The following is a 23,416-nucleotide window of genomic DNA, read 5'->3' on the forward strand; positions in this document are numbered from 1 at the left end:
AATGACAAAAGCAACAACCGTCCAACGACTGTTGACCCATGTGTGGCGCGCCGCTTTATTCGCAGGGCTTTGCATGGCATCCGCTGTCATGGCCCAGACACCGTATGACAAACTGGAAGCTGGCACAAAGCTTGATGGCAAGGGCATCAGTTTCAGCGCCTTTGCGGCTCCCTGGCCCTTGCCTCCTGGCGAGTGGTTGGTGGTGAGCAAGGCAAGCTCCAGCGTCAGCTTGACGGGCGGTAACTCCGAATCCAGAAATTCTGTGCCCGAGATCGTGGTGGCACTGAAAAGCCAGGATGCCGGCAACCCGGTTGAATTGCTGATGGTCACCTTCACGCCTGATTCAGTACCCATTGTTTGGAGAAGCCCGGCGTGCAATCTCATAGGGACATCCGGGGCGCCTTTCAAGGACGACTTTGGGACATTGCCAAGCGGGCTCACTTATGGCTGTGCCCGGGGACTGTATGTCGTTAGCGGAAACCGGGGAATGGTCGACAACCTAGCCCACAGCAACAACGCCATCAACCGTGACTTGTATTCTGGCTTTCTCCCCTATGTATCGTCCATCAGCGACAGCAGCCTGTTCTTGATCATGACGTTCAGTGCGGACAAAGGGCGACGTGCGACATACCAAATGCATGTGCGTGCGCCGTCCAGCATGCAAAAAGGCAATTCGTTTGACCTGGCTGCACAAGCGTGGGTGCATGAAACTGGTCTCTCTATTCAGGCCGCTTTGCACAACAAGTCCATACCCATTGCGCCGTTCCCCACGCCTGTAGCGGGTAACGACAGTGCGAGTGAAACGGCTCAGAAAATTGACAACGCTGTGGAGATCACCCTTCCCGGAAAAGTCTTGTCTGGCTCCCTCAAGCTGGACGAAAGCGGGCCCCCCATGCCATTGCCCCCGGGGCAGTGGAAAGTGGCCGAGCGCCGAGAAGTTCAACCGGGTGCCAGTCCAACCAAGTCCAGCCGGGTTTACCTCACCCTGCGCAATATGGACCCCAATGCCAGCATTGCTGCCGCTTGGCTGGTTTACGACAGCAAACCTTACTATTACTCTCAAGCCTCTACCAAATGTGAAAGCAAGTCGACACCTATCTTGGAGAACTATGGCACTACACCCGAATCACCAATTGCTTCGTGCGGCATGGCCAACACTTTTTCCAAAAGCTTCCGTCAACGTGTGGTTAACGCCAAAACCACCGGCACGGAGTGGGACAAAACCAATCTTGCAGCGTTGATCCCGTACGCCGACGGATTGCCAGAAGCCCATACCTGGATAGAACTGCGTGTAGGCGCCAATGACACCCGACGTCTGCTGTTTACTCTGTACACCGCACAACCCGCGACGGTGAATCCCGATGGTAAATATATGAAGGCCGTGCGGACCTGGATGGAGAAGAGCAAAGACACCATAGCGGCCTACCTCGACGGCAAGCCTTCCAGCTTCCCGCCCTACCCCGATCTGGTGGATTGATATCCCCCCATGCGCTACCCCCTCCCCTACGCCTTTGCCCGCACCCAGCAGTTGCTGCTGGAGGAAGCCGACAACACGCTAACCCTGTGGGTGCATGCGGCCACGCCGCCATCGGCCGTGGGGGAGACGCTGCGCAAGTACGCGGTGCATAGCGTGCAGACGCAGGATGCGGCCACGCTGACGCAGCGCATCAGCGTGGCCTATGCGCAGGGCGAATCGAGCGCGGCCACGGTGATGAGCGAGGTGCAGGGCGAGGCCGATTTCAGCCGCATGATGCAGGAGCTGCCCGCGGTAGAAGACCTGCTGGAGACGGCTGACGACGCACCCATCATTCGCATGCTCAATGCGCTGCTGACGCAGGCTGCGCGCGATGGCGCGAGCGACATCCACATCGAGCCCTATGAGCGCCACAGCAGCGTGCGCTTTCGCGTGGACGGCACGCTGCGCGAGGTGGTGCAGGCGCACCGCGCGCTGCATGCAGCGCTCATCTCCCGCCTGAAAATCATGGCCGACCTGGACATTTCCGAAAAGCGTCTGCCACAGGACGGGCGCATCAGCCTGCGCATCGGCACGCGCGCGGTGGACGTGCGCGTGAGTACCCTGCCCAGTGCGCATGGCGAGCGCGCGGTACTGCGCCTCTTGGACAAGAGCCAGGACCAACGCAGCCTGGAATCGGTGGGCATGCAAGGCTCGGTGCTGCAGCGCTTTGAGGGCCTGATTGCCCAGCCGCACGGCATCATCCTCGTCACCGGGCCCACGGGCTCGGGCAAGACCACCACGCTGTACGCCTCGTTATCGAAGCTGGACGCGGCGCGGCAAAACATCATGACGGTGGAAGACCCCATCGAGTACGAACTGCCCGGCGTGGGCCAGACCCAGGTCAACACCAAGATCGACCTCACCTTTGCCAAGGCGCTGCGCGCTATCCTGCGCCAGGACCCGGATGTGATCATGATCGGCGAGATCCGCGACTTTGAGACCGCGCAAATCGCCATCCAGGCCTCGCTGACCGGCCACCTGGTGCTGGCCACGCTGCACACCAACGATGCGGCCAGTGCGGTGACACGGCTCATCGATATGGGCGTGGAGCCGTTTTTGCTGAGCTCGTCGCTGCGCGGCGTGCTGGCCCAGCGCCTGGTGCGCAAACTGTGCACGCGCTGCGGCGGCCCAGGCTGCGAGGCTTGTGCCCACACCGGCTACACCGGGCGCACCGGCGTGTTCGAGCTGCTGCGCGTGACCGATGCGATTGCCGAGCTGGTGCACCACAACGCGTCCGAAGCCGAGATCCGCACGGCCGGCCTGGCTGATGGCATGGTGGCGCTGCGCGACGACGGCGAACGCCTGGTGCGCAGCGGCCTGACCAGCCGCGAAGAACTGGTCCGAGTGGTGCGGGACTAGCAGCGAGTGCAGGCCTTCAACACGGCATCCGCGCGGGCGCGGCTTTGCGCTGTCAGGTATTCCAAAAACACGCGCGTGCGCTCTGGCATGAACTTGCGACTGGGGAAAGCCGCGTAAAGCGCCAGGTGCCCGGCGATCCAGGGCGACAACACGCGCACCAAGGTACCGTCGGTTAACAAAGGCGCCACCAGGGTGACTGCTGCGGAGGTAATACCCGCCCCGTCCACTGCAGCGCGAACCAGTGTGTCGCTGTGGTTCACCCACAGCTTGGGTTTGACTGCAAAGTGGGCGGCTTCGTCACCGGCGTCGGCATTCAAGAGCCGCCATTGGTCGAAACTGGTGTGGGGTGCTTTCAGGCGCAGCACGTCGTGCCGGATCAATTCGTCAGGCGTGGCGGGCGTACCCATACGTTGGAGGTAGGCCGGAGAGGCCACCAAAATAGCCTGGGTTGTGGAGACCCTGCGTGCAATCACATTGCCGTCGTAGGTGCCATCGGTCGGCAGCATGGTGATGTCGTAGTCCTCCACGGGCGGGGTGGTGTAGGACTCCACGTCCATGTGCAAGGAAATCCCGGGATAGCGCGCCGTGAAGCCGGCGATGATGGGGCCGATCACGTGCGACGCCAGCGCGGGCGGCGAGAGCAGGCGCAGCTCGCCCGCGAGCTCATGGGTCTGCGAGCTGGCCACATCGTGGGCCTCGTCAATGTCCTGCAGGATGGAGCGCACCCGGCCCAGGTAGGTTTCCCCCGCCGGACTCAGGGACACGCGGCGCGTCGTACGGTGCAGCAGGCGTGTGCCCAGGTAGTCCTCCAGGTCGGCAATCTGCCGCGTCACACCGGCCGAGGACATGTCCAAGGCGCGCGCCGCTGCAGCAAAACCACCTTCGTCAATCACCTTCTGGAATACCCGCATTGACGTCAATCGATCCATGGAGTTCTTTCTTCTCAAATCAAGGTCTGGATTATTTCAAAGTACGTAATGCACCACTGCTTGACGAGGTATTTTTTAAATGCGCAGCTTTCTCTAAAGTCCAACCCATCGATGAGACGAACCTGAAACGCCCCCTCGATACCGTTTACAGGACGCTGTGTTCTGCAAACGGAATCAATCATCTAGAGAAGGATTTGAATCATGAAATACGCAACCGCATCCATCGCCCTGGCCGTCGCCGCATTGGTTACTGGCCACGCCCAAGCCGCCGACACTGGCAAGACCCGCGAACAAGTGCGCGCTGAATTGGCAGAAGCCCAGCGCACCGGTGATATCGCAGCCAGCAAGGACGTGGGATTTGACGAATTCACACCCAGCACGGGCCGCAAGCTCAATGAGTTGAACCCAGCCGCATACCCCGCAAAACCCGCAGTGGCTGGCAAGACCCGCGAACAAGTGCGCGCTGAATTGGCAGAAGCCCAACGCACCGGTGATATTGCTGCCCGCAAGGACGTGGGATTTGACGAATTCACACCCAGCACAGGCCGCAAGCTCAATGAGTTGAACCCAGCCGCATACCCCGCAAAACCCGCAGTGGCTGGCAAGACCCGCGAGCAAGTGCGCGCCGAGCTGGCCGAAGCCCAGCGCACCGGTGACATCCTCGCCAGCAAGGATGTTGGCGTCGACGAATTTGCGTCCGGTGCCGGTCGCAAGCTCAACGAAGTGTTCCCCAACCTCTACCCCGTAACACGCACCAACTAAGCGTTGCGCATATGCAAAGGCCCTCGGAGCGGAAGCGCTCCGAGGGCTTTTTTTTGGCGTTGCTTGAAATGGTCAGTTCACGATGAACGTCGCATCGGCCTTGTCCAATGCGGACGTGGTCGGCAGGATGAGTTCACTCCAGTGAACCGTCAAATTCGCTCCAGCACCAGTGCGATTCCCTGCCCCACGCCAATACACATGGTGCAGAGCGCATAGCGGCCTCCAAAAGCATGCAGGCGGTTAATGGCCGTAGTGGCCAGTCGCGCTCCCGAGGCGCCCAGTGGGTGACCCAAAGCAATTGCACCGCCCCAGGCATTCACACGCTCGTCTTCGTCAGATAGTCCCAGCATGCGCAACACGGCCAAGCCCTGCGCTGCAAAGGCTTCGTTGAGTTCGATTACGTCCATGTCAGCCAGCGTCAGGCCAGTCTGCGCCAGAACTTTTAGAGTAGCTGGAGCGGGGCCAATGCCCATGATACGTGGTGCCACACCGGCAGTGGCCATGCCAACCACGCGAGCCCTGGGATTCAGACCATTCTTGAGCGCCGTAGCCTCATCAGCCAGCAACAGGGCGCAGGCACCGTCGTTGACGCCACTGGCATTGCCGGCCGTAATGGTGCCGTCGGGACGCACGATGGGTTTGAGTTTGGCTAAGGCTTCCAGGGTGGTAGCGCGCGGGTGCTCGTCTGCATCAAAGAAATCAGGATCTCCCTTTTTCTGTGCAATTTGCACACCCACAATTTCCCGTGCGAAATGGCCGGACTGCTGTGCGGCAACTGCCTTCATCTGGCTGGACAGGGCCATGCGGTCCTGCGCTTCACGCTCGATTTGGTAATCAGTGGCCACGTTCTCGGCTGTTTCAGGCATGCTATCGACACCGTATTGCGCCTTCATCAACTTATTAATAAAACGCCATCCGATTGTGGTGTCGTACACAGCGTTGCTGCGGCTGAATGCACTCTCCGCTTTTGGCATGACAAAGGGTGCGCGGCTCATGCTCTCCACGCCGCCGGCGATCATCAGTGTCGCTTCACCGGCCTTGATGGCGCGCGCCGCAGTACCCAACGCATCCAGGCCCGAACCACAAAGGCGGTTCACCGTGCAGCCTGAAACTTCCAGCGGTAGACCGGCCAGCAGAGCGCTCATGCGAGCCACATTTCGGTTGTCTTCGCCAGCCTGGTTGGCACAACCATAAATCACGTCGCTCAAGGCTCCCCAGTCTACCGAAGCGTTGCGTTGCATAAGCGCACGGATCGGGATCGCTCCCAAGTCATCAGTTCGTACGGAGGAGAGTGCACCGCCATAGCGACCAAATGGTGTACGAATGGCATCGCATATGAAGGCTGAGGGACGATTTTGCATGGAGACAGTCAATTCAAAAGTGTGAGGAAATCGAAAGGGGCCACTTGCGTCGCGGTTGGGTATCGCAAAGTGATCGCTTTACTTGGACGCGAACTTGGCCGGGCGCCGGCACCCACTGCGGCGCCGTTGATGGCAGACACAATGGGGAGATCGCAATCCATCATGCCTTGCACAATATCGCGCTCCTCGCGTTCCTCGCGCATCACGCGCATACGATCCGCTTCATTATTGAGCATGCCCTGAAGCACTTCCGGCGTGCCCCCGGCACAAAAACCTCGCCCCACGCTACGAACCAGGATACAACGCACGTCAGGCTCGGCCGCAAGTTGGCGCCACACGCTGGCAAGTGCCGCGTTGCCAACTCCAGTCGGCGTGTCATACCGTATGTTCCTCTTTTGTACTTGTCGGCTGCATGGTGCTTCAGCTATTGGGAGATTGGTTGAGGTCAAACAAGCTGGTGGCTTCTAGGTCGAGTACCTCGACTGCATGCGCGTTGAACAGTTGCCAGCGCCAGCGCAGGATGCCCAGGCCCGTCTGGCTGCGTGATGCACGGGCTTCCAACACAGTGGCCCGCATGTGTAGCGCGTCACCAGGGCGCACAGGATGTGGCCACTTGACGTAGGCCAGGCCGGGAGAGGCAAACGATTCAGAGCCGTGCAGTGCCTCGTCGGCGATTAGGCGCATGGCAATGCTGCAAGTGTGCCAGCCACTGGCAATCAGGCCGCCAAAGCGGCCGGTTGTCGCCGCCTCGGCGTCGGTATGGAACCACTGCGGGTCATAGGCCTTGGCAAACTGCAGGACTTCGGCCTCTTTTACCGCATAGGGCCCGGCCGTGATCACCATGCCAGGCGCAAATTGGGAAAAGCGCATGGTCTACTGCTCCCACAGACGCTGACGCAGGCCCGGGCTGACGCGATAGCGCTCACCTCGGTAGTGCGCATCTAGCGCATCAAGCAGCGCGCATACTGGTGCAGCGCCCCAAAGATCCAGCCATTCAAACGGACCGGCGGGGTAGTTCACCCCAAGTTTCATTGCCGCATCCGCCGCTGCGGCGCTGCAAACGCCTTGGTAGACCGCATCTGCCCCCTCGTTAATAAGCATGGCAAGGGTACGTGCTACGACCAGACCTGGCGTATCCGCGACACGCTGCGGGATAAACCCCAGGGCCACTAGCCACTGCTCGGCCAGTGCCACCCAAACGGCCGAGGCGCGCGTGGAAGGGGCCCAGGCCAATGCAGCCTTGTCTGAACCGGTCTGACTACCCGAGACCTGCACGGGCAAGTCGAACACACAGATATCTTTGCCCAACTGCGAAGCGCAGCGGCCATCGGTCAGGCGCAACTGTGCACCGTCGATTGTCAGGCCGACCCAGTCGCTATCTGGTTCGCGACGCAGGGCCGACAGTGTCAGACTATTAGCGTCTTTATAGTCGGTGATGGCCTTGGCCAATGCCGCCTGCAAAGTGTCAGCCAGCGCACCTTTGCCGTGCAGGCAAACGTCCTTGGCGTGCGGTAGGGCTGCCGCTGTATGGGGTGTGATGGTCGGTTTGACAGCATTGCTCGCGTAGCTGTAGAAGCCCTGGCCCGATTTGCGGCCCAAGAGGCCGCCATCGACCATCTCGCGCTGCACCATCGATGGCTGATAGCGCTTGTCAAAGAAGTTGGCTTCATACACCGACTGGGTTACTGAAAAATTGGTGTCGTGGCCTATCAGGTCCATCAGTTCGCACGGCCCCATGCGAAACCCGGCAGCGCGAAGACACGCGTCCAGCACTACCGGTGTGCAGGCTTGCTCCTGCAACAGGGCTAGAGTCTCTGCGTAATAAGGCCTGGCAATACGGTTGACGATAAAACCCGGCGTGGAACGCGCATGCACCGCAACCTTGCCCCAGCGCTCGGATAGCGCAAATATGGCGTTTGCAACGTTGTCATCGGTTTGCAATCCAGACACCACCTCCACAAGCTTCATCAGCGGCACCGGGTTGAAGAAATGCATACCCACCAGGCGACCCGGATGCTGCAAACCGTTGGCAATAGCGGTGACCGATATGCTTGAGGTGTTAGTGGTCAAAATGCAGTCGGAACTCACAATAGGTTCCAGGTCGCGGAACAAGCCGCGCTTGGCATCCAGTTTTTCGACAATCGCTTCCACCACCAGTCCGGCCGCTGCGGCTTCCTGCAAAGTCTTAATCGCTCTGATGCGTGACAAGGTTTGAGCCGAGGCATCGGCTGATAGCTTGCCCTTTGTTACCAGCGCGTCCAGACTGACCGTAAGCTTGTCTTTTGCCTCGGTCGCCGCGCCTTCGCGCATGTCAAACAGCAGGACACTGTGGCCTGCTTGAGCGGCGACCTGGGCTATGCCGGCACCCATGATGCCGGCGCCCACAACCAACACTGTTGCGGTATTCAAATCGTTCACTGCGGAATCCAGCTGGGCGGACGCTTTTCCAAGAAAGCGGCAAAGCCTTCGCGTGCCTCGTCGGTACCACGCACGCGGCTGATAGTTTGGGCCGTGAGTTCGCGGACCTCGGGACTTATTGGACCGACTTCCAGTTGCGAAAACAACGCTTTGATTTCGCGCTGTGCATTGGGGCTGCTGGCCAGCAACTCTTTCAACGTTGCATCCACAGCGGCATCGAGTGCATCCAATGCCACGACCTGTTGGACTATTCCAATAGTCAGGGCTTCAGTTGCATCAATGCGAGTGGTCGTGAGTGCTAGGCGCTGCGCCTGGCGCTTGCCCACAGCGTTGATGACATAGGGGCCAATGACGGCAGGCAGGATTCCGAACTTGGCTTCGCTTACCGAGAAGCTGGCATTGTCCGCCGCAATGGCGATATCGCATGCGCAGGCCAAACCGATACCGCCGCCGAGTGCTGCACCTTGTATGCGTGCTACCACCGGTTTGGGGCTATTTGCAATGCGATGCAGCATACCGGCAAAGTGCCGCGCATCCTGCAGATTCCATTCGATGCTCGCTTGTGCAGCGCGCTGCATCCATTGCAAATCAGCGCCGGCACTGAAGTGCTTTCCCTCGCCGGCCAACACGATGATGCGCACGCCCGCATTTTTACAGAGCGCGGCAAAGGCGGCGTCGAGTTCGCCGATCATCAGCTCATCAAACGCATTGAATACCGCCGGACGCGACATAGTGATTTGCACTACGCCCGAGGTGCGTTGACTCACCATCAAGGTTTGATAAGTAGCCATCAGTAAGTTTCCAGATGCAACCGGCCTTCACGTTTCAGTGCGCTGCCGACAGCATCCCAATTCAGACCTGCCGCCTTGGCAATGTCGTGCAGGGCGCGCACAACACCTTCTTCCATGCTCTTGAGCCCGCAAACATAGAAGTAAGTGTTGCCATCGGCCAGAAGTGGCGCCAGATCGGCTGCGCGTTCTCGCATCAGATCCTGAACATAGTGCTTCGGATTTCCGGGAGTACGCGAGAAGGCGAAATGCAGGTCAATGAAATCCTTGGGCAGGTTTTGCAACGGGCCGAAATATGGCAACTCCTCCTTGGTGCGTGCACCGAAAAAAAGCATCAGTTTTCCGCCTTCAAATTTTCCGGAAGCGCGCAGACGCCTGCGCCACTCGGTCATGGCGCGCATGGGTGCACTACCGGTTCCGGTGCAAATCATCACTATGTTGGAGCGAGGGTGATTGGGCATCAAGAAGCTGCTACCAAACGGACCGATGACCTGCACGTTGTCACCAATTTTGAGGTCGCACATGTAGTTGGAAGCGACGCCACGTACGGGCTTGCCACTATGGTCTTCGAGCACACGCTTGATGGTTAGCGACAGATTGTTGTAGCCTGGGCGTTCACCATTGCGCGGACTTGCAATTGAATACTGGCGCGCATGGTGGGCGCGGCCGTTTTCGTCCAGACCAGGTGGCAGTACAGCAATGCTCTGACCTTCCAACACGGGGAAAGGCATGTCGCCAAAGTCCAGCACGATGTGGTGCGTGTCGTAGTCTGCGCCTGCAGTAGTGCCTAGTTCTGTGACGCGCACATTCCCGACAACCTTGGCGGTAATTGTTTTTTCCGTGGCCTTGGGGCCATAGAGATTGGTATAGGCATGTGCTGCAGACCAGGGTGGAACGATGGCTCCATAGGCTGCAGAATTGAATGTCTGCAGCCCGGTGGGGTCGATTGGTGTCACAGGTTTTTCCTGCCGCGATTCAGCGACCGCTGTTTCCGCTACACCCGCAGAGGCCAGTTGTTCGGCGCTAAGCTCAGCAGGCAGTTGATCCCAAAGAAGCTGATCATCTATTGAGTAGGCGAGCGCTCTGGGCATGGTGCGCCAGTTGTCGATAGAACCGGTCGGGCAAGGCGAGATGCAGGCCATGCAAAGATTGCAGACATCCGCCTTGACGACGTAGTTACGCGAGTCATGGGTGATTGCACCCACCGGGCAGATGGCTTCACAGGTATTGCAGCGGATGCAGATCTCTGGGTCTATCAGGTGTTGCTGGATGACGGCTTCTTGCATGGTTTTGACTCCCTCTTAGAGGTATCGCCTTTTTGAGTATTCTGTTTTTTTCTTGTTACGTGGCTAGCGAGAAGTCCCGTTCGCAGCAGATAGGCTGGATGCTTGACAGTGCGGCGAAACGGAGGAGTCCTGAAGCTTAGGACGGGGGCATGAACAGCATGCCCCCTTTCCCCCGTGTGCTCAGAAAATACCAGGCACACGTTCAGCCCTTCAACCGATCAGTTAAATCGAACGTATTCAAAGTCCACAGGCTGACGATTGATGCCCATGACCGGGGGAGCAATCCAGTTGGCGAACTTGCCGGTTTCAACCACTCGCCCCATCAGGCTTGCGACAAAGGCGCGATCTGCTCCAGACGGCAGCCAGTTGTCTACGTTCGCCTTCCATTCAGCTTCGCTCAACACGCGGCCGTCCGGCGACACTTTCGCGCCTGAGAGTGCACCGATGTTGCGGTGAAAAGCCTTGTGCGGCACCTTCAGGCGGAAAGGGATGCCGGCCTTTTCAATTACCTTGTTCCAGCGCTCTACACCACCGATAGAGTCCTTGATGTAGTCATCACGCAGCACCTCGTTCAGGGCGTTGAGCATGGGCACATCACGCTCCACCAACTGGCCGTTTTGCACTTGCAGTACCTTGTAAGTCTGGCCCTTGAGCATATGGTCATCGTTGCGCTTGCCTTCTTCATAACGACCCTTGAGGCCGGTGTTGTAGAAAGTGGCTGCATTGCTGGACTCGTCGGCCCCAAAAAGGTCGATGGTCACGCTGAAATGGAAGTTCAGGTAGCGCTGAAGTGTGAGCAGGTCGATAACTCCGGCTGCACGCAGCTTGCTTACATCATCCGTCTTGAGCTCGTTCATGGCCGCACAAGTGCGACTAATAACGCGGCTGATTCCAGACTCGCCCACAAACATATGGTGGGCTTCTTCGGTGAGCATGAACTTGGTAGTGCGTGCCAGTGGATCGAAGCTGCTTTCAGCCAAGGCACACAGCTGGAACTTGCCATCGCGGTCGGTGAAATAGGTGAACATGAAGAAGGCCAACCAATCCGGCGTCTGCTCGTTGAAGGCTTGAAGAATGCGGGGGTTGTCCTCTTGGCCTGAACGGCGCGCTAGGAGGGCTTCACCCTCTTCGCGGCCATCGCGACCAAAATGCTTGTGCAGCAGGTAGACCATGGCCCACAGATGGCGACCCTCTTCCACATTGATCTGGTAGAGGTTACGCAGATCGTACATGCTGGGTGCTGTCATTCCCAGGTGCCGCTGTTGTTCAACCGATGCTGGCTCAGTGTCGCCCTGGGTCACGATGATGCGACGCAAATTTGCGCGGTACTCGCCAGGCACGTCTTGCCAAGCGGCTTCGCCCTTGTGGTCTCCAAAATGGATCTTGCGATCTTGCTCGGCCGGATTCAGGAACACTCCCCACCGGTAGTCACGCATCTTCACGTGGCCGAACTGTGCCCAGCCCTGCGGGTCCACGCTGATGGCGGTGCGCAAGTACACGTCCGAGTCTGTGCTGCCTTCGGGACCCATGTCATCCCACCAGCTGAGAAAATTTGGCTGCCACTGTTCGAGTGCACGCTGCAGGGTACGGTCTTCACTCAGGTTGACATTGTTCGGAATCTTGTCGCTGTAATTCATGCTGCTCATGTTTAATTCCTCGGTTAATTGCTTGTTTAAACGCGGTTCCAGTCGAACACTGCTTTGTTGCCCTTGCCGTATACCTTCAACGCGCCCTTTTCACCGACAGCGTTGGGGCGCTGGAAAATCCAGTTCTGCCAAGCGGTCAGGCGGCCGAAGACGCGAGTGAACATGTTCTCGGGGCCGTTGAAGCGCAAGTTGGCTTCCAGGCCAGTGAGTGCGTCAGGCGACATCGAGACGCGCTCTTCGATGGCAATGCGCACCTCGTCGGTCCAGTCGATGTCGTCAGGATTTGACGTAACTAGGCCAAGTGCAAAGGCCGCATCAGCGTCCAGGGCTTTTCCGGCCTGCGCACGCACAGCATTCAGGGCGGGTGCTTCACTGTAGAAACGGCGTTGCAGACGGCTCTGCTCCGTGACCATGGGGAACATTCCAAAGTTGGTGTCCGACACAGTTATCTTGGGTGTAGCGGCTTCGTCATCAGGCAAGATCAGCATATAGCTGCGATCGCAAGTCAGGGCCAGTTCCAGCAGGGTGCCGGCAAAGCAGGAGCCTGGCTCGATCAGTGCGAACAGGCTGCGCGAAGATACATCCAGACGTGCCAGGGTACGACGCAGAAGGCCGATTGTTTCGCGCACAAGCCAATGAGTTTGATGGGCAACCAGCGTGGCGTCAGAGGCCAGAACTGCGGCCGAATCTCCCATGGTCTTCATCAGCCAGATACCGATGTCCAATTCATTGGTGCGCATTTGCAGAATTGCGTCTTCCAGCTCGCGGGCCATGGCCAACGGATACCACTGATCGCCAGCGGCTTCTATGCCTGCAATGTCGGTGGGCTGGACGCCGGTGGGGCTCTTGACCGTGTAAATGGCGGTGCGCTTTGCGCGGTCGATTTCCACGCTTACATATTGGTAATGCAGAGCGTCGGCTTCCACCGTACGGCGCAGCGGGTTGAGCGTGATGCCCTTGCCATCTGCAGGGCGGTCGCTTTGCCCTGCCAGCGCCAGGGCGCGTTCCTGCACCCTGGCGGCAAATGCCGCGGGTTTGGCAATGTCGTCAACCAGGCGCCAGTCCTTGGCCTTCTGGCCACGTACACCTTCAACGCTGGTGCAAAAAATGTCAGCCAAATCGTGGCGTACGCGGCGCTTGTCGGTAACGCGAGTCAGGCCGCCTGTACCTGGCAGCACACCCAACAATGGCACTTCAGGCAGGCTGACCGCACTAGAGCGATCGTCCACCAGCAGAATTTCATCACAGGCCAGAGCCAATTCGTAGCCGCCGCCAGCGCAGGCGCCATTGACTGCAGCCAAGAATTTCAGGCCGCTGTGTTTGGAGGTATCTTCCAGCCCGTTGCGGGTTTCATTGGTGAACTTGCAGAAGTTCACCTTCCAGGCGTGGCTGGAAACGCCAAGCATGAAGATGTTGGCGCCGGAGCAAAACACCTTTTCCTTGGCGCTGGTGATAACCACGGTACGCACTTCGGGATGTTCAAAGCGAATGCGCCCCAGCGCATCATTCAGCTCGATGTCCACCCCGAGGTCGTAGCTGTTGAGCTTGAGTTTGTAGCCCTCTCGCAGGCCGGCGTTCTCGTCAATGTCGATGGACAGGGTGGCCACTGGACCGTTGAAGGCCAGCTTGACGTGGCGGTACTGGCTGGGGTGCGTTTGGTATTCGACGCGCGGTGGGGTAGCGGTAGTCATCTGATTGTCTCCAAAAAATGCAAATAGTTGCTGCTGTCGCCCTCTTGATGTGAATAATAGTGCACATAAAGAGACGAGGTCAAGCACTTTTGTGCATCTTTTGGAAAATCAGGCGGGCAGCTGCAGTAGCTCGCGCACCATGCGACGCAGATCTTGGAAAGTAGCTTCCAGTGACTGGGCACTGGTATCGAGTTTCAACTGTGACTTGCTATAAAAAGCGGCGCGTCCGGCCAGAATACTTTTTAGGTCTTCCATGGCCTCTTTGTTGTTGGCCATTGGACGCGTATCCCCTTGTGCCAACACCCGGCTCATATGGTCTTCCGGGTCTGCCTGCAACCAAACTGTTGTGCAATGTGAAAGCAACTGGTTGAAAGTAGCCGGGTCTGACACCAGTCCGCCGGGCGTTGCGATCACTGCCTCAGGGTAAATCTGAATGGCCTCCTCGAGAGCGCGGCGCTCGTAGCGGCGGTAGGCATTCATGCCATATAGGTTCTGAATTTCATTGACGCTGCAGCCGGCAAATTTCTCGATTTCGCGGCTTAGCTCCACAAACGGGAAACCCAGGTCGTCCGCCAGCATCTGCCCCAGCGACGATTTACCTGCACCGCGCAAACCCACCAGCGCTACCCTGGGATTGGCATGCGGCGTGCCGCCACCGGTGCCTAGGGCTTCGCCAATAGCAATGCGTGCAAGGCGCAGGTGAGCCTCGTCGGCATGCTGTAGTAGCTCGCGGATCAGTAGCCACTCGGGATTGGAGGTGGTGATGTCACCCAGCAGCTCAAATAAAGTGCATTGCAAGGCGCCAGCAACTTGAAGCAGCACCAGGATCGAGGCATTTCCCTCGCCATATTCCAAATTTGCCAAGTGCCTCTCGGACACATCGGCCGCCAAGGCGACGGCTTTGCGCGTCATGCCGCGGCGCGAACGCAGGGAGCGCACGCGTTCGCCTAGTGCCGCCAAAAAGGGGTTCTTTGCCAGCGCCGGAATCTGGCTGCTGTCTATCAAAGGGGCGTCCAAAGACAGGCCTGCTTCATTCGTCATAGTGAGACTCGGTGTAAACCCGCATACATGCAATATAGTGCTTGACAGCCCAAGAGGAGAGCTTTATCGTTTCGGTGTGCACAATAATTCATGTGCCTGAATTTGGCAAGCCCGAAACTCAACCTGGAGCAATTTGTGTCCAACACCGCAATAGCACCTCCCGCTGCAACGCCTCCCGCTGTTGCCGCATTTCGCTCATTGTTAGCAGACTTGACCCGGGAGATTTCCGACCGACCGCTGGACCAAAACCTGGATGCTTGGCTTAACCAGCAGCATGGGGTAACCAGCGCCAGTTACCAGCAACTTAAGGCAGCCTGTGTCATGGGTGTCACCGAGGGCTGGCTTTGCAAATACGAAGGCGGCGGCCTGCGCTATGGCCGCATCTTCAAGCCGGCCGATGACCTGCATGGCTTTTCTGTGGATGTTGTGGACATGAAAGATGTGGCGGGACCACACCACGTGCACCCTGAGGGGGAAATCGATCTGATCATGCCGCTGGACGAGGGTGCATTGTTTGACGGCCGAGCCGCTGGTTGGATGGTGACGCCTGCCGGCAGCGCCCATAGTCCCACCGTTTCCAACGGCCGCGCCTTGGTGCTGTATCTCTTACCCAATGGTCGTATTGAATTCACTGCAAAAGCGTAAGACATCACACAATGACCAAAACCATCGAACTCTTGCCCAATTACCTAGGCGGCCAATGGCAATACGGAACTGGCGTCGGCACGGCCCTGCTGGACCCGGTCACCGGCGCCGAACTGGTACGTGTGGACGCTACCGGCCTGGACCTCACAGCAGGCTTTGACTTTGCCCGCGAACGGGGCGGTGCCGCTCTGCGAGCCTTCTGCTACAAAGAGCGAGGTGCCCTGCTGGGCGCGGTGTTGAAGGTGCTGCAAGCCAATCGCGACGCCTATTATGAAATTGCTACCACTAACAGTGGCACGGTGAAGAACGACTCCGCCGTGGACATTGACGGCGCGCTGTTCACCTTGGGCGTTTACGCCAAGATGGGAGACTCCCTCGGTGAACGCAATTTTCTGTTGGATGGTGAGCCGGCCCGTCTTGGCAAGGATCCTCTATTCCAGAGCCAGCACATTCAGAGCCCAACGCGTGGGCTAGCGCTGTTCATTAACGCTTTCAATTTCCCAGCTTGGGGGCTTTGGGAAAAGGCCGCACCGGCGCTGCTCTCCGGTGTACCAGTCATCATCAAACCAGCAACGGCCACCGCCTGGCTGACGCAACGCATGGTCAAGGATGTGGTGGATTCGGGCATCTTGCCTGCAGGTGCGCTGTCGGTGGTCTGTGGCAATTCTGCCGGTCTGCTGGACCAATTGCAGGCATTTGACGTATTGAGCTTTACGGGCTCGGCGGAGACGGCAACTGTGATTCGCTCGCATCCTGCGGTTACACAGCGCTCGGTCCGCGTGAACATCGAGGCCGATAGCCTGAACTCCGCCGTGCTTCTACCCGGTGAGGCCGCAGACAGCGAATCCTTCGAACTACTCGCCAAAGAAGTAGCGCGCGAGCTGACGGTCAAGTCCGGTCAAAAATGCACCGCCATCCGCCGCATCTTTGTGCCCGAGGCGCTGTACACCGCCACCGCGCGAGCCATCAGTGCACGGCTGGCCAAAACCATCGTGGGCAACCCGCGCAACGAGACTGTACGCATGGGGGCGCTTGTGAACCGCACACAACTCAATGCGGTGCGCGAAGGTTTAGCCTATCTAAAAGAACAAACCGAAATACTGCACGACGGTACAAATCACGTGTTGGTGGATGCCGATGCATCTTCTTGCTGCGTCGGCCCCACCTTGCTTGGCACCCGTGACGTTGCAGGCAGCGATGCCTCAGACCGCGTGCATGACACCGAGGTCTTCGGCCCGGTGGCCACGCTCATTCCGTACCGCGACCTAGCACACGCGCTGCTCATGGTGCGGCGCGGGCAAGGCTCGCTGGTCTGCTCGGTCTACGGCAGCGACCCCGCAGCCATGGCGCGGGCCACTTCTGAGCTGGCCGACAGCCATGGCCGTGTACACATCATCTCGCCAGACGTGGGCGCCCTACACACCGGCCACGGTAATGTAATGCCGCAGTCGTTGCACGGCGGCCCAGGCCGTGCGGGCGGTGGGGAGGAACTGGGTGGCGTACGCGCCCTGAACTTTTATCACCGTCGCTCCGCAGTGCAGGCTAGCAGCATCGTGCTGGCACAGTTATGCAGCTCCTCTGCAAGCGCAACTTCTGCCGAATAAAAGAATAACGAGGAGACACTCCATGTCCGCAGAAATAACAATGGCAAAAGGCTTGGCTGCGCTGCCCGAGCAATTCAACTTCGCGAGTCACCTGCTCAGCGTCAACGCAGCACGCACCACAAAGCCGGCCTTCATCGACGACCACGGCAGCGTGAGCTACGGTCAGGTCGAAGACCGCGTGCGCCGTGTCGCCGCGGGTCTGAAGTCCTTTGGGCTGCGACGCGAAGAGCGCGTGCTGATCTTGATGCACGACTGCTGCGACTGGCCAGTGAGTTTTCTGGGTGCCATGTACGCAGGCTTGGTGCCGGTAGCGGTTAATACGCTTCTGACCGCCGATGATTATGCTTATATGTTGGAGCATTCTCGTGCTCAGGCGGTACTGGTATCCGGCGCGCTGCTGCCCGCACTGACGGTGGCCATGACCAAGTCCGACCATGAGGTCACAAAGGTTGTTGTCTCTCACCCGATTGCACCTCTACACCCGTCAGAGGTGGAGTTTGAGGCTTTTGTGCGGGCAAATCAGCCGTTACTCAAAGCAGCGTCTACCAGACCGGATGATCCCGGTTTTTGGTTGTATTCGTCCGGATCAACCGGGCGCCCCAAGGGGACTGTGCATTCGCACGGCAATCCATACTGGACAGTCGAGCTGTATGGAAAAGGCATTCTTAAGCTGAGGGAAAGCGATGTCTGCTTTTCAGCAGCAAAATTATTCTTCGCATACGGCCTCGGCAATGCTCTGAGTTTCCCAATGAGCGTGGGGGCAACCACCATATTGATGAGCGAACGCCCCACGCCTGATGCTGCCTTCAAAAGATGGAGAGGAGAGATAGGCGCACAAAAGCCCACCGTGTTCTTCGGTGCGCCTACAGGCTTTGCCGGAATGCTCGCAAGCCCCCACCTTCCCGCGCGCAACGATGTGTCTCTACGTCTGGTGTCATCTGCAGGCGAGGCTTTGCCAGCAGAGCTAGGGCAGCGTTTCAAGACACACTTTGGCGTAGACATTGTGGATGGGATTGGCTCGACCGAAATGCTGCACATCTTTCTGTCAAACACCCCAGAGCGCGTGCGTTATGGCACGACTGGCTGGCCGGTTTCAGGATATGACATCGAGTTACGAGATGATGACGGCCAGCCCGTTGCGGATGGTGAGTCCGGCGAGCTCTATATACGTGGCCCTTCGGCCGCCATGATGTACTGGAGCAACCGCGCTAAAACGCGCGAGACCTTCCAAGGCGGTTGGACCAAGAGCGGCGACAAATACATACGCAACGAAGACGGCAGCTACACCTATGGCGGGCGCAGCGACGATATGCTTAAAGTCAGCGGCATTTACGTGTCTCCCTTTGAAGTGGAAGCCACACTGGTGCAACATGCTGCCGTACTGGAAGCCGCTGTAATTGGCGTACCAGATGGTGAGGGCCTAACCAAGACCAAAGCCTTTGTGGTGCTCAAACCTGGCGCCATTGCCACGACGGAGGAACTTAAGGCCTTTGTAAAAGACAAGCTGGCACCCTATAAGTACCCTCGCCAGATCGTGTTCATAGAGGAACTTCCTAAGACAGCTACAGGCAAGATCCAGCGCTTCAAGCTGCGCGATGCGGAATCTAGCGCTGCATGAATGCCGTGCGAACTCCACCCAAGGCCAGCGCCACCACCGAATGGATCGAGCTGGACTGGGACGAGTGCCGTGTGCGTATCGAGCACCAATGGCTGCGTCGTGACGATGTAGATTCGCCGCTAATGGTTTTTTTGCACGAGGGCTTGGGTTCAGTCTCCATGTGGCGCGGCTTTCCGCAGGAGTTGTGTGAGGCCTTGCAATGCCGTGGCCTGGTGTATTCGCGTCCAGGCTACGGACAGTCAACGCCACGCGTGGCCCATGACGATTTGAAGCCGGACTTTATGCACCGCCAGGCGCATGAAGTATTGCCTGCACTCCTGAAAGCGCTTGATATAGATACAAATAAAGACAAGCCTTGGCTGTTTGGACACAGCGACGGCGGTTCTATCACGCTGCTGTACGCTGCACGATTTCCGGATCAACTGTCTGGTGCCGTCGTGTTAGCGCCCCACATTCTGGTTGAAGACATATCCGTTTCCAGCATCGAGCAAGCTCGCACCTCATACGCCGAAACAGACCTGCGCAAGCGCCTGGCACGCCACCACATAGATGTGGATTCGGCGTTCAACGGCTGGAACGACATCTGGCTGCATCCAGAGTTTCGCAACTGGAATATCACGCAAGAACTCAAGTCCATCACCTGCCCGCTGCTGGCGGTGCAAGGAGTCAACGATGAGTACGGGACCTTGGAACAAATTCATGGAATTTCCAGGGGCACACCACAATGCGTGATCGTGGAATTGACCCATTGTGGTCATTCACCGCACAAGGATCAGAAAGACCGACTAATAGAAGCGGTCAGGGATTTTTATCATCAACAACGTCAGGAGACAAACCCATGAAAAGCACACTTTTTCGCACTACATTGGTTGCAACCGCAGCCGCCATTCTGACCACCACCGCTTTTGCGCAGGCGGGTGCCAAGCTCAAGGTAGGCCTGATGCTGCCCTATACCGGTACCTTTGCCTCTCTGGGCAATGCCATTGAAAACGGTTTTAAGTTGTACCTCACGGAACAGGGGGGCAAGCTGGCCGGACGCGAAGTGGAATTCATCAAAGTAGACGATGAGTCCGACCCGTCCAAGGCCACGGACAACGTCAACAAGCTCGTCAAGCGCGACAACGTGGATGTGCTGGTCGGTACTGTGCACTCCGGCGTGGCCATGGCTATGGCAAAGGTGGCCAAGGAAAGTGGCACCATTCTGATCGTGCCCAATGCCGGTGCCGATGCGGTGACCGGTGCAATGTGTGCGCCGAACATCTTCCGCAGTTCTTTCAGTAATTGGCAACCAGGCTACGCCATGGGCGAAGTCATGGCTAAAAAGGGTATCAAAAAGGTCGCAACCATCACCTGGAAATACGCAGCAGGTGATGAAAGTGTGCGCGGCTTTAAAGAAGCTTTCGAGAAAGGTGGCGGTACCGTTGTCAAGGAACTCAGCCTTCCCTTTCCAAATGTCGAATTCCAAGCACTGCTGACTGACATTGCGGCAACCAAGCCAGACGCCGTTTTCACCTTCTTTGCGGGTGGTGGCGCCGTCAAGTTCGTCAAAGACTACGCTGCGGCCGGTCTGAAAAAAACAATTCCGCTCTATGGCTCGGGATTCCTGACTGACGGCACACTGGATGCACAAGGTGCGGACGCCGAAGGGTTGTTTACTGCGTTGCACTATGCGGACAGCATGGACATCCCCAAGGACAAATCGTTCCGTCTGGCATATGCCAAGGCATACAAGCTTCAACCCGATGTGTACGCGGTACAGGGCTATGACGCAGCCCAGATTTTGGGCATTGGTCTGAAGGCCGTGAACGGCGATGTCAGCAAGAAGGCAGAGTTTGCAAAGGCCGTAGAAGCCGCCAAAATCGACAGCCCGCGCGGAGCCTTCTCGCTGTCCAAGGCCCACAACCCGGTACAGGACATTTACCTACGCCAAGTATCGGGTAAGGAAAACAAGCTGGTGGGCATTGCCAGCAAAGCACTGACGGATCCCGCCCGCGGCTGCAAGATGTAAACGACGCCCAAAAACTGCTGCGCACCACGTGTGCGCAGCGCTTCAATGCCTACCTCCTCGACGTACCCCTCCTGAGCCTCCATGGACTTCGCAACTTTTCTTATTCAGTGTCTGAACGCGCTCCAGTACGGCTTGCTGCTGTTTTTGGTGGCATCGGGCCTGACGCTGATCTTTGGGATCATGGGTGTCATCAATCTGGCGCACGGCAGCTTTTACATGATGGGCGCCTACATGGCATATGCACTAGCCCCCATAGTGGCAGCTACTTTTGGTGGCGGCTTCTTTGCCACACTCTTCGTGGGCGTGGTGCTGGCCGTGCTCTTGGGCTATGTGCTGGAGTGGGCCTTCTTCAGCTTTTTGTATGAGCGTGAGCATCTGCAGCAGGTGTTGATGACCTATGGCCTGATTCTGGTGTTTGAAGAGTTGCGCAGCCTCTTGGTGGGTGACGAGGTGCATGGCGTGGAGGTACCGCCATTTCTGGCTGGTACTCTGCCTTTGGGCGAGATGATGACCTACCCGGTGTATCGGTTGTTTATCTCTGGTGTCTGCCTGCTTCTGGCACTGGGCATGTACCTGGTATTCACACGCACGCGACTTGGCATGATGATTCGCGCCGGCAGCGCCAACCGCGAGATGGTGCAGTCACTAGGCATTGATATCAAATTTTTGTACCGAGTGGTATTTGCCGCCGGTATGGCGATTGCCGTGCTGGCTGGCATGGTGGCGGCACCGGTGTCCTCGGTCTACCCGGGCATGGGCGATACGGTGCTGATCATCTGTTTTGTGGTGGTGGTAATTGGCGGCATTGGTTCGATTCGCGGGGCGCTGCTGGCAGCCTTGTTGATCGGGCTGGTCGATACCTTTGGAAAGGTGCTGCTACCACAGGCTGCCGGGGTGCTGGTTTACGTGATGATGGCCTTGATCCTTCTGTGGAAACCCGACGGTCTGTTCAAGGCGGCATGACATGATTCATTCTCGTTATATGTTCGTCGCAGTATGTTTTGCACTGCTGGCCTTGTTCCCACTGGTGTCAGGCAGCTACGGCATTGACTTCGTCACCAAGATCATGGTCTATGCGCTGTTTGCGCTGAGTCTGGAGTTGTTGGTGGGGGCCACCGGTCTGATCTGCTTTGGTCAGGCCGCTTTTTTCGGCATCGGCGCCTATGCGGCGGTGCTACTGTCATCCGACAGCAATCCGTCTTCCATTGCTTGGTTGCTACCGGCTTGCATTGGGGCGGCGGCTGGCTATGCGCTGCTGGTTGGTGCTCTGTCGCTACGCACCAAGGGTGTGTATTTCATCATGGTCACGCTGGCCTTCGCACAGATGGCCTACTACGTCGTGCACGACACGCCGCTGGGAGGGGGTACGGACGGCATTTACTTGACGCTCAAACCGGTGCTCGGTACCTGGATCGACTTGGATAAGGCGGGTGCGTTATATGGCTTTACCTTGGGGTGCCTGCTGCTGGTGTTTGGCGGCCTGGGCATGTTGAACCGTTCGCGCTTTGGTCGTGCGCTGGCCGGCATCCGCCTCAATGAGCAGCGCATGCGCGCAACCGGTTTTTCCACCTATCCCTATAAACTGGCAGCATTCACCGTGTCCGGCGGTATTGCCGGTCTGGCCGGTTTTCTGTTCGCGGTGAAGGACGGATTTGTAAACCCCGAAATGATGAGCTGGCACCTGTCTGGCGCCGTACTGATCATGATCATTCTAGGCGGCATAGGTCATTTGCGCGGGGCGCTGGTTGGCGCCTTTGCCTTTGCGCTACTGCAGGAGTTTTTCAAGTCGGAAGCCATCTTCGGTCACCTGGCTAAGCATTGGCATCTGGGTCTGGGGCTGTCCATTATCGCCAGCGTGGTGTTGCTACCGCGCGGACTGGTCGGTTTGCCAGAGCAACTGCGCGCTCGCCTTCTGGGCATCAAGCAAGCAGGAGGATCCGCACAATGAACACTCATGCATCATCCCAAGCGACCACAGGCGAAGTGCTGTTACGCGGCCAGAACATCTCGCGCCGCTGGGGCGGCCTGCTTGCACTCAACCAGGTGAATGTAGAGTTGACACGCGGCAGTGTGCATGCGGTGATCGGAACCAATGGCGCAGGCAAGTCCACACTGATCAATATCCTGTCTGGCGAGTTCCCCCCCAGCGAAGGCCGCGTGGAATTGCTGGGCCAAGACGTAACACAATGGCAGCAGCCTCGCCGCGCCCGCGCCGGTTTGGGCCGCAGCTACCAGCGCAACACCATTTACCCGACGTTCAGCGTGTTTGAGAACTGCCGCTTGGCGGCACAGTCTACGCACCAGAAACCCTGGCTTTGGTGGCAAAGCGCCCAGAAATGCGAAGTGAGCTGCGACATTGCGGAGAACGTGGTTGCACGTAGTGGCCTGAGCGGATTTCGCAACCTGTCCGCAGGCCTGCTATCACACGGTCAAAAGCGCCAGCTAGAAATTGCCATGTGCCTGGCCACCAAGCCGCAAGTGCTGCTGCTGGACGAGCCACTCGCCGGCATGGGTGCAGAAGAAACCGAGCGAATGCTATCCATGCTCTCCGAATTGAAGACGGACCACGCTATTTTGCTGGTGGAGCATGACATGGACGCCGTCTTCCGCATCGCCGACTGCGTCACGGTGATGGTCAATGGTGTGGTGATCGCCAGCGACACCCCGGCTGCCATACGTACCAATACCCAAGTACGAACTGCTTATCTGGGAGAGCACTGATGCAAGTCTTCCGCTTCCATTTT

21 protein-coding genes are annotated in these 23,416 nt (G+C 58.1%); 11 read left to right on the plus strand and 10 right to left on the minus strand.

Annotated features, from left to right (window positions below; genetic code table 11):
- Nucleotide 1: 1 nt before the first annotated feature.
- Together AC1DZ5_RS01875 and AC1DZ5_RS01880 are read left to right on the plus strand one after the other, a co-directional pair.
- Complete coding sequence (locus AC1DZ5_RS01875; protein WP_477885469.1) at nucleotides 2–1,477, plus strand: hypothetical protein; 1,476 nt, start codon at nucleotides 2–4, stop codon at nucleotides 1,475–1,477.
- A 9-nt stretch (nucleotides 1,478–1,486) separates the two neighbouring features.
- Nucleotides 1,487–2,875: a GspE/PulE family protein gene (locus AC1DZ5_RS01880; RefSeq protein ID WP_477885471.1), complete on the plus strand. Its 1,389-nt coding sequence runs from the start codon at nucleotides 1,487–1,489 to the stop codon at nucleotides 2,873–2,875.
- Here AC1DZ5_RS01880 and AC1DZ5_RS01885 read toward each other — a convergent pair.
- Complete coding sequence (locus AC1DZ5_RS01885; RefSeq protein WP_310345120.1) at nucleotides 2,872–3,804, minus strand: LysR family transcriptional regulator; 933 nt, start codon at nucleotides 3,802–3,804, stop codon at nucleotides 2,872–2,874. The two genes, AC1DZ5_RS01880 and AC1DZ5_RS01885, sit on opposite strands and share 4 nt — an antisense overlap.
- Nucleotides 3,805–4,005: 201 nt before the next feature.
- Between AC1DZ5_RS01885 and AC1DZ5_RS01890 the strand changes: the two genes are divergently transcribed.
- Complete coding sequence (locus tag AC1DZ5_RS01890; RefSeq protein ID WP_477885474.1) at nucleotides 4,006–4,566, plus strand: DUF4148 domain-containing protein; 561 nt, start codon at nucleotides 4,006–4,008, stop codon at nucleotides 4,564–4,566.
- Between the two features lie 149 nt (nucleotides 4,567–4,715).
- Here the strand turns inward: AC1DZ5_RS01890 and pcaF are convergent, their stop codons facing one another.
- The 9 genes from pcaF to AC1DZ5_RS01935 all read right to left on the minus strand — a co-directional run bounded on the left by pcaF (nucleotide 4,716) and on the right by AC1DZ5_RS01935 (nucleotide 14,845).
- On the minus strand, nucleotides 4,716–5,927 hold the full coding sequence (gene pcaF / locus AC1DZ5_RS01895) for a 3-oxoadipyl-CoA thiolase (protein ID WP_477885476.1): 1,212 nt from the start codon (nucleotides 5,925–5,927) through the stop codon (nucleotides 4,716–4,718).
- 8 nt (nucleotides 5,928–5,935) lie between these two features.
- Nucleotides 5,936–6,265 carry an enoyl-CoA hydratase-related protein gene (locus AC1DZ5_RS01900; protein ID WP_477885478.1) on the minus strand — a complete coding sequence of 110 codons (330 nt, stop codon included), beginning with the start codon at nucleotides 6,263–6,265 and terminating at the stop codon, nucleotides 5,936–5,938.
- An 82-nt stretch (nucleotides 6,266–6,347) separates the two neighbouring features.
- Complete coding sequence (locus AC1DZ5_RS01905) at nucleotides 6,348–6,797, minus strand: MaoC family dehydratase (RefSeq protein ID WP_477885480.1); 450 nt, start codon at nucleotides 6,795–6,797, stop codon at nucleotides 6,348–6,350.
- 3 nt (nucleotides 6,798–6,800) lie between these two features.
- Nucleotides 6,801–8,345: a 3-hydroxyacyl-CoA dehydrogenase gene (locus tag AC1DZ5_RS01910; RefSeq protein WP_477885482.1), complete on the minus strand. Its 1,545-nt coding sequence runs from the start codon at nucleotides 8,343–8,345 to the stop codon at nucleotides 6,801–6,803.
- A complete protein-coding gene (locus AC1DZ5_RS01915; protein WP_477885484.1) occupies nucleotides 8,342–9,136 on the minus strand; it encodes an enoyl-CoA hydratase-related protein in 795 nt (264 codons plus the stop codon). The genes AC1DZ5_RS01910 and AC1DZ5_RS01915 overlap by 4 nt, the downstream gene beginning before the upstream one ends.
- Nucleotides 9,136–10,419 carry a benzoyl-CoA 2,3-epoxidase subunit BoxA gene (boxA, locus tag AC1DZ5_RS01920; protein ID WP_477885486.1) on the minus strand — a complete coding sequence of 428 codons (1,284 nt, stop codon included), beginning with the start codon at nucleotides 10,417–10,419 and terminating at the stop codon, nucleotides 9,136–9,138. The genes AC1DZ5_RS01915 and boxA overlap by 1 nt, the downstream gene beginning before the upstream one ends.
- A 218-nt stretch (nucleotides 10,420–10,637) precedes the next feature.
- On the minus strand, nucleotides 10,638–12,065 hold the full coding sequence (boxB, locus tag AC1DZ5_RS01925; protein WP_477885488.1) for a benzoyl-CoA 2,3-epoxidase subunit BoxB: 1,428 nt from the start codon (nucleotides 12,063–12,065) through the stop codon (nucleotides 10,638–10,640).
- Between the two features lie 26 nt (nucleotides 12,066–12,091).
- The gene (gene boxC / locus AC1DZ5_RS01930; RefSeq protein WP_477885490.1) at nucleotides 12,092–13,756 is read right to left on the minus strand and encodes a 2,3-epoxybenzoyl-CoA dihydrolase; all 1,665 of its coding nucleotides are present in this window, start codon (nucleotides 13,754–13,756) and stop codon (nucleotides 12,092–12,094) included.
- 108 nt (nucleotides 13,757–13,864) lie between these two features.
- On the minus strand, nucleotides 13,865–14,845 hold the full coding sequence (locus tag AC1DZ5_RS01935) for a helix-turn-helix transcriptional regulator (protein WP_477885778.1): 981 nt from the start codon (nucleotides 14,843–14,845) through the stop codon (nucleotides 13,865–13,867).
- A gap of 162 nt (nucleotides 14,846–15,007) precedes the next feature.
- On the opposite strand from AC1DZ5_RS01935, the gene AC1DZ5_RS01940 reads away from it, so the two are divergent.
- The 8 genes from AC1DZ5_RS01940 (at nucleotide 15,008) to AC1DZ5_RS01975 (ending at nucleotide 23,393) form a co-directional block, all read left to right on the plus strand.
- Nucleotides 15,008–15,442 carry a 4-hydroxylaminobenzoate lyase gene (locus AC1DZ5_RS01940; protein ID WP_477885492.1) on the plus strand — a complete coding sequence of 145 codons (435 nt, stop codon included), beginning with the start codon at nucleotides 15,008–15,010 and terminating at the stop codon, nucleotides 15,440–15,442.
- A gap of 11 nt (nucleotides 15,443–15,453) precedes the next feature.
- Entirely contained in the window at nucleotides 15,454–17,046 is a 1,593-nt protein-coding gene (locus AC1DZ5_RS01945; RefSeq protein WP_477885494.1) for a 3,4-dehydroadipyl-CoA semialdehyde dehydrogenase, read from the plus strand.
- A gap of 22 nt (nucleotides 17,047–17,068) precedes the next feature.
- Nucleotides 17,069–18,664, plus strand: coding sequence for a benzoate-CoA ligase family protein (locus tag AC1DZ5_RS01950; protein ID WP_477885496.1), 1,596 nt, complete (start codon nucleotides 17,069–17,071; stop codon nucleotides 18,662–18,664).
- Entirely contained in the window at nucleotides 18,661–19,506 is an 846-nt protein-coding gene (locus tag AC1DZ5_RS01955; RefSeq protein WP_477885498.1) for an alpha/beta fold hydrolase, read from the plus strand. Before AC1DZ5_RS01950 ends, AC1DZ5_RS01955 begins: the two co-directional genes overlap by 4 nt.
- The gene (locus AC1DZ5_RS01960; protein WP_477885500.1) at nucleotides 19,503–20,672 is read left to right on the plus strand and encodes an ABC transporter substrate-binding protein; all 1,170 of its coding nucleotides are present in this window, start codon (nucleotides 19,503–19,505) and stop codon (nucleotides 20,670–20,672) included. Before AC1DZ5_RS01955 ends, AC1DZ5_RS01960 begins: the two co-directional genes overlap by 4 nt.
- A gap of 81 nt (nucleotides 20,673–20,753) precedes the next feature.
- Nucleotides 20,754–21,635 carry a branched-chain amino acid ABC transporter permease gene (locus tag AC1DZ5_RS01965; RefSeq protein WP_477885502.1) on the plus strand — a complete coding sequence of 294 codons (882 nt, stop codon included), beginning with the start codon at nucleotides 20,754–20,756 and terminating at the stop codon, nucleotides 21,633–21,635.
- Nucleotide 21,636: 1 nt separating this feature from the next.
- Entirely contained in the window at nucleotides 21,637–22,620 is a 984-nt protein-coding gene (locus tag AC1DZ5_RS01970; protein ID WP_477885504.1) for a branched-chain amino acid ABC transporter permease, read from the plus strand.
- Nucleotides 22,617–23,393, plus strand: a complete 777-nt coding sequence (locus AC1DZ5_RS01975) for an ABC transporter ATP-binding protein (protein ID WP_477885506.1) — start codon at nucleotides 22,617–22,619, stop codon at nucleotides 23,391–23,393. Before AC1DZ5_RS01970 ends, AC1DZ5_RS01975 begins: the two co-directional genes overlap by 4 nt.
- Nucleotides 23,394–23,416: the final 23 nt, after the last annotated feature.

The organism is Rhodoferax sp. P1_F3, assembly GCF_056405715.1.

What these genes read in the sequence shown, in the direction of transcription:
- AC1DZ5_RS01875 (WP_477885469.1), top strand. Translation starts at nt 2, where the DNA reads ATGACAAAAGCAACAACCGTCCAACGACTGTTGACCCATGTGTGGCGC.
- AC1DZ5_RS01880 (WP_477885471.1), top strand. Translation starts at nt 1,487, where the DNA reads ATGCGCTACCCCCTCCCCTACGCCTTTGCCCGCACCCAGCAGTTGCTG.
- AC1DZ5_RS01885 (WP_310345120.1), bottom strand. Translation starts at nt 3,804, where the DNA reads ATGGATCGATTGACGTCAATGCGGGTATTCCAGAAGGTGATTGACGAA.
- AC1DZ5_RS01890 (WP_477885474.1), top strand. Translation starts at nt 4,006, where the DNA reads ATGAAATACGCAACCGCATCCATCGCCCTGGCCGTCGCCGCATTGGTT.
- pcaF (WP_477885476.1), bottom strand. Translation starts at nt 5,927, where the DNA reads ATGCAAAATCGTCCCTCAGCCTTCATATGCGATGCCATTCGTACACCA.
- AC1DZ5_RS01905 (WP_477885480.1), bottom strand. Translation starts at nt 6,797, where the DNA reads ATGCGCTTTTCCCAATTTGCGCCTGGCATGGTGATCACGGCCGGGCCC.
- AC1DZ5_RS01915 (WP_477885484.1), bottom strand. Translation starts at nt 9,136, where the DNA reads ATGGCTACTTATCAAACCTTGATGGTGAGTCAACGCACCTCGGGCGTA.
- boxA (WP_477885486.1), bottom strand. Translation starts at nt 10,419, where the DNA reads ATGCAAGAAGCCGTCATCCAGCAACACCTGATAGACCCAGAGATCTGC.
- boxB (WP_477885488.1), bottom strand. Translation starts at nt 12,065, where the DNA reads ATGAGCAGCATGAATTACAGCGACAAGATTCCGAACAATGTCAACCTG.
- boxC (WP_477885490.1), bottom strand. Translation starts at nt 13,756, where the DNA reads ATGACTACCGCTACCCCACCGCGCGTCGAATACCAAACGCACCCCAGC.
- AC1DZ5_RS01945 (WP_477885494.1), top strand. Translation starts at nt 15,454, where the DNA reads ATGACCAAAACCATCGAACTCTTGCCCAATTACCTAGGCGGCCAATGG.
- AC1DZ5_RS01950 (WP_477885496.1), top strand. Translation starts at nt 17,069, where the DNA reads ATGTCCGCAGAAATAACAATGGCAAAAGGCTTGGCTGCGCTGCCCGAG.
- AC1DZ5_RS01955 (WP_477885498.1), top strand. Translation starts at nt 18,661, where the DNA reads ATGAATGCCGTGCGAACTCCACCCAAGGCCAGCGCCACCACCGAATGG.
- AC1DZ5_RS01960 (WP_477885500.1), top strand. Translation starts at nt 19,503, where the DNA reads ATGAAAAGCACACTTTTTCGCACTACATTGGTTGCAACCGCAGCCGCC.
- AC1DZ5_RS01965 (WP_477885502.1), top strand. Translation starts at nt 20,754, where the DNA reads ATGGACTTCGCAACTTTTCTTATTCAGTGTCTGAACGCGCTCCAGTAC.
- AC1DZ5_RS01970 (WP_477885504.1), top strand. Translation starts at nt 21,637, where the DNA reads ATGATTCATTCTCGTTATATGTTCGTCGCAGTATGTTTTGCACTGCTG.
- AC1DZ5_RS01975 (WP_477885506.1), top strand. Translation starts at nt 22,617, where the DNA reads ATGAACACTCATGCATCATCCCAAGCGACCACAGGCGAAGTGCTGTTA.